Source organism: Nocardiopsis sp. TNDT3 (genome assembly GCF_003427465.1).
Taxonomy (GTDB): domain Bacteria; phylum Actinomycetota; class Actinomycetes; order Streptosporangiales; family Streptosporangiaceae; genus Nocardiopsis; species Nocardiopsis dassonvillei.
This window is the reverse complement of sequence record NZ_QPFC01000258.1, coordinates 1-3,776: the sequence shown is the minus strand read 5'-3', so window position 1 is coordinate 3,776 and position 3,776 is coordinate 1. Positions and strand designations below refer to the sequence as shown.

The following is a 3,776-nucleotide window of genomic DNA, read 5'->3' as shown; positions in this document are numbered from 1 at the left end:
CCCCCGGCCTCCGGGGGCGCGGCCGGTCAGTCCACGAGGGCGAAGGCGCGCACGGGGAAGGCGGCCATCCCGCGGATCTTGGCGGGCACCGCGAAGAAGGTGAAGCCCTCCTCGGGGAGCTGGTCGAGCAGGCACAGGTGGGAGACGACGGGGACGCCGGCGGCGAGCAGGACGGCCAGCGCCGGGCGGGCGCCCTCGGCGGCGGGAGAGGGGTCGTCCACGCCGACCGCGTCGATGCCCACCAGGGTGGCGCCGCCGTCCACGAGCGCCTTGGCCGCCGCCTCGGTCAGGTAGGGGTGTTCGGGGTGGCCGTAGGACTCGGTGCGCCAGTGCCGGTCCCAGCCGGTGCGCACCAGCACGGCGCGTCCGCGCACGTCCAGGCCGGAGAAGGCCTCCGGGCCGACCCGGGCGGAGCCGACGGAGACGACCACGCCGGGCAGATCGGCCACGCGGGCCAGGTCCAGGTCGGCCAGGTCCGCGCCGTCCCGGTAGCGGTGGGCGGGCGTCTCCACGTAGGTGCCGGTGGCGCCGACCATCGTGACGCGGCCGCTGCTGGTGGCGTGGCCGGGGACGGAGCCCGCGACGGCGGTGCTCTCCTCGACGACGGGTTCCGGCAGGCCCGGAGAGGTGGTCATCCCGTCGGTGATCTGGTGGCTGACGTCGACCAGTTTCGGCATGGCTGTTCTTCCTCGCTCGCGCGTCCGGGGAAAGGACCCCTGACCTGCACCAGAGGTCTAGACCATAGCCTAGCGCGTGTGACCGGCGCCACGGCACCCGCGCCCGGCCCCGATCACACCCTCCGTCCACGTCCTCCGCTCCGCGGCCCCGATAAGCTCGGGAGACACGGACACGGGAGCCCTCCGCACGTCCGTCACCCCCGCGCGGACCACCCCACCCCACCCCACCCCGAGAAGAGGCGACCGAGTGACCCTGTACGGAGCGGCCAAGACCGTCATCGCGCCCGCCACCCGTGTCGTGTGGCCCCAGCGCGTGGAGGGCGCGCACCACGTCCCCCGTCGCGGTCCGGTGATCCTGGCCGTCAACCACCTGGCGCTGATCGACCCGCTCTTCATCGGCGTGGCCTGCCCCCGGCCGGTGCGCTTCATCGCCAAGCAGGAGCTCTTCGACGAGGGGACCCTGCCCCGGCGGCTGTTCACCCGCGCGCTGCGGGCCATCGGCCAGCTCTCGGTGGACCGGCGCCCGGGCCAGAGCGCCCAGGAGGCCATGGACAACAGCCTCGGGGTACTGGAGCGCGGCGAGGTCTTCGGGATCTTCCCCGAGGGGACGCGCTCCCCCGACGGCCGCCTCTACCGCGGACAGACGGGGCTGGCCTGGCTGGCGCTGACCACGGGCGCCCCGGTGGTGCCGGTGGCCCTGGCGGGCACCGAGCGGATCCTGCCCCCCGGCCGCAGGGTGCCCTCCCTGAACCGGGTGGGTGTGCGCTTCGGCGAACCGGTGGACCTGTCGCCCTGGGAGGGCCAGGCGGACAGGGCGCGCCCGCGCCGCGAGGCCACCGACGCCATCATGGCCGCCATCGCCAAGCTGTCCGGGCAGGAGCAGGTGCCCCGGTTCGCCGCCTCGGTCAAGGCCGAACTGGAGCGGGGACGCCCCTCGGGCGCGTAGGGTCGGTTTCCGGGGGAGTCGGACTCCCCCTCCCCCCGGTGCGGCCCCCGGCACGCGGGACCGCTCCGGCGGGCGGTGACTTTCTTCACAGCCCGTTCGGAACTGGAGAACCGGTGACGGGGCGTTGACCTCTTGTTGAGGGACCTCTCAGGGCGCCGGCGGCAGCCTCCCGACCTGGTCCTACCGGGTTCCGCCCGGGCCGACGGCCCGCGGGACCCCCGGGGCCCGCCACGCGGGCCCGGGACGGGGAGCGGAATTCTCTACCTTTATAGTAGGTTTTCCCGGTGCCGGCACCGGATAGATTAGGCAAGCCTTACCTTTTGATGGCGTCCGACTCTGGCGCGAAGACTTGGAGCTGTGCGATGACGCGACCACTGCGAGTGGGAATCGTGGGTGCGGGCCCCGCGGGGATTTACGCCGCGGACCTGCTCACCAAGGACGAGACCCTGTCCGCGTGCGGCACGTCCGTCAGCATCGACATCCTCGACAAGCTGCCCTCCCCCTACGGCCTGGTCCGCTACGGCGTCGCCCCGGACCACCCCCGCATCAAGCAGATCCAGGGGGCGCTGCACAAGATCCTGGACAAGCCGGAGATCACCTTCTACGGCAACGTCGAGTACGGCGTGGACCTCAAGTTGGAGGACCTGCGCCACCACTACGACGCGGTCGTCTTCGCCACGGGCAGCGACCGCGACCGGCCGCTGGACATCCCGGGCATCGACCTGCCCGGCAGCCACGGCGCCGCCGACTTCGTCTTCTGGTACGACTCCCACCCCGACGTGTCGCCGTCCTGGCACGTGGAGGGCACCAGCGTCGCCGTGATCGGCGCGGGCAACGTCGCCGTCGACGTCGCCCGCATCCTCGCCAAGAGCGCCGAGGACCTGCTGGAGACCGACATCACCGACAACGTGTACGAGGGGCTGCGCGCCAAGCAGATCACCGACGTGCACGTCTTCGCCCGCCGCGGCATCGCCCAGTGCAAGGCCACCCCCATGGAGCTGCGCGAGCTGGACAAGCAGCCCGGCGTCGAGGTCATCGTCTACCCCGAGGACTTCGACATGGACGAGGGGAGCCTCCAGGCCTGCGAGGACTCCAACCAGGTCAAGACCAACGTCAAGGTCCTGCAGAACTGGGCGATCCGCGACCCGCGCGGCGCCGAGCGCCGCCTGCACCTGCACTTCCTGCACAGCCCGGTGGCCGTGCTCGGCGAGGACCGCGTCACGGGTTTCCGGACCGAGCGCATGGAGCTGACCGGCGACGGCGGCGTCCGGGGGACCGGCGAGTACGTCGACCACGAGGTCCAGGCCGTCTACCGCGCCATCGGCTACCTGGGCTCGCCCCTGGCCGACCTGCCCTTCGACGAGGAGCGCGGCGTCGTCCCCAACGCCGAGGGCCGGGTCCTGGACCTGGACGAGAAGCCGATGGACGGCGTCTACGCCACCGGCTGGATCAAGCGCGGTCCCGTGGGCCTCATCGGCCACACCAAGGGCGACGCCCTGGAGACGGTCACCAACCTGGTGGCCGACCGCGAGGCCCTCACCCCCGCCTCCGAGCCCGACCCGGTCGCCTTCCGCGCCCTGCTGGAGGCCCGCGGCGTCCACTACACCACGTGGGAGGGCTGGCAGCGGATCGAGGCCCGCGAGGAGGAGCTGGGCGCCGAGCGCGGTCGCAAGCGTCTCAAGCTCCTCTCCCGTGACGAGCAGACCAGCATCGCGCGCCAGGGGTGACCTTCGGTTCGCGGGCTTCCCGGCCGGTCCCGCGCCCCTCTGCGGGACCGGCCACCGCATTCCCTCCCCCGGTCCGCGAGTACCGTGAGATTGCGCATGCGCCGCTTCTCGCGGTGGCGGAACAACGGCCCGGCCCGATGGGTTAGAGTCACTGTTGGTCGGTGTGGTAGCAAGTGTCCCCCGGGCCTCAACAATTGCCTTCGCGGAATACCGCGTCCGGCCCCGCCTCCGGGTGGGTGACCGTACGGCCAGGAGCCCCGTTGTGCCCCGCGCCGAGAGGCGACCGCCATGCCGACCCTCACTCTCGTGCCCCGCTCCCACCGAGGTGGGAGCGGGGCATCGTGGTCTCTCCAGCCAACCCAGTGAAGGACGGTCAGGCGTGGACGAACGGTCCCCCGGCAGCCGGATTCCTCCGGGCCGCCCGAA

General features: G+C 72.5%; 3 protein-coding genes. 2 read left to right on the top strand and 1 reads right to left on the bottom strand.

Translation table 11 applies throughout. The annotated features are described in order from the left end of the window. Window positions 1–26 precede the first annotated feature (26 nt). Window positions 27–677, bottom strand: a complete 651-nt coding sequence (locus DQW06_RS07130; RefSeq protein ID WP_071622256.1) for a cyclase family protein — start codon at window positions 675–677, stop codon at window positions 27–29. Between the two features lie 247 nt (window positions 678–924). Here DQW06_RS07130 and DQW06_RS07125 point away from each other — a divergent pair, with 247 nt between their 5' ends. Further along, the gene (locus DQW06_RS07125; protein WP_013153576.1) at window positions 925–1,623 is read left to right on the top strand and encodes a 1-acyl-sn-glycerol-3-phosphate acyltransferase; all 699 of its coding nucleotides are present in this window, start codon (window positions 925–927) and stop codon (window positions 1,621–1,623) included. Between the two features lie 380 nt (window positions 1,624–2,003). Continuing rightward, window positions 2,004–3,350, top strand: a complete 1,347-nt coding sequence (locus DQW06_RS07120; protein WP_041552742.1) for an FAD-dependent oxidoreductase — start codon at window positions 2,004–2,006, stop codon at window positions 3,348–3,350. Window positions 3,351–3,776: the final 426 nt, after the last annotated feature.

Excerpts from the sequence above, each read along its gene's own strand:
- DQW06_RS07130 (WP_071622256.1), bottom strand. The coding sequence starts at position 677 with ATGCCGAAACTGGTCGACGTCAGCCACCAGATCACCGACGGGATGACC.